The 1192-nt window shown below is 38.2% G+C and carries 2 protein-coding genes; both read right to left on the minus strand.

Annotation, left to right across the window (positions count from 1 at the left end):
* Nucleotides 1–122: 122 nt before the first annotated feature.
* Nucleotides 123–674 carry a hypothetical protein gene (locus E8K88_RS17850; protein ID WP_136408016.1) on the minus strand — a complete coding sequence of 184 codons (552 nt, stop codon included), beginning with the start codon at nucleotides 672–674 and terminating at the stop codon, nucleotides 123–125.
* Nucleotide 675: 1 nt separating this feature from the next.
* Nucleotides 676–1080, minus strand: coding sequence for a hypothetical protein (locus E8K88_RS17855; RefSeq protein WP_276606684.1), 405 nt, complete (start codon nucleotides 1078–1080; stop codon nucleotides 676–678).
* Nucleotides 1081–1192 lie beyond the last annotated feature (112 nt).

Raw genomic sequence — 1192 nt, forward strand, 5'->3', positions numbered from 1 at the left:
GTTTGCCGATGCGTTTTTCAATCAGGTTGCCATTGGTGTCGTAGCGGTAGCGCTTGTCTTCAAAAACTTCAATGCGGTTGTGGTGTACCAGCCCGCCGTTGGCTTAAACGGAGGTTCAAAATTTAGTCGACTGCCGTGAGAAAAACTTCTACACAAGAGACTGGCAAAATTTGATTGAGAGAGTTTTGTAAATCACTCAAAAAACTACTCTTTAATGAAAAATCATCTTCATATATATCGCGATCATATTTTACAAGAAATAGTTTGCACCAAATATTTAAAGCTTCACAAAAATTTTCCAGGGATGGTGCAAGTAATGCTAGATTCCAATTTCCGGATCCGTGGAATGAGAAAAAAATTTTTGATTTTAAAGAGGATTTGTCTAAAATAATTGGGTTTGATATTATATCTCCAATTACAATCCAGTCTTTGTTCCAGTTTTTATTTTTTTGATTTTCTATGAAATATGTTTTTTGTTTTTCTTGAAAATCTTTTGCGGAATAAATTCTTAGTAATTCTGCTGTCCATGGAATTTCAATGGTGTTGCTTCCTACTTGGGAAAGCCATTGAATAAGAGGCTCGGGTGCATCAATTATGTCGATAAGGCTTCTTGCTGTATCTTGTGAGATTGTTTCTTGTTTTATAGAAAGGATTTCTTTTATTTTTTCTAGCATGCTAACACTCCTGTGATTTTTTCCATTGCTTAATCATTTCTTCTCGATCAATTAAGCGGCCGTTGGATTGATTTGACCAAGCCCCCCGATGTCCCTGATTGCTATTTAAATGATCGCCGCCATTGGGATTGTTGCTTAAGAAAATAATGTTTCTCGGATCTCCTGCCCAGGCGGGGTATTTTGAGACATTATTTATGTGGTGTCCAGTAAATCCGGCGCCACTCATTGTTGAGCTAAGTTCTGTGTTTTTTGTGGATAAGATTAGGTTTATTTGATCTGTACTCCAGTCAATAGTGCCAAATCCAGTTGTCTCAATTAATTTTTTTTCCATGGCCCATGCTCTATTTATGCCTGTTGATCGCCCCCCAGAAAGAGGAGTCGCTTTATCTAGCTTGTATCGGACCAAATTTGGTTTGCATTTTAAACCAAGGGGGTCAATTAAGTTGATGGTATTGGCGCATATTGGTACAGGTTATCACCGCCATACAAGCCAATCGGATCCTGACTCACAAACCGCC

This window comes from Lampropedia aestuarii (assembly GCF_004803635.1).
In the GTDB taxonomy this organism is placed as follows: Bacteria; Pseudomonadota; Gammaproteobacteria; order Burkholderiales; family Burkholderiaceae_C; genus Lampropedia; species Lampropedia aestuarii.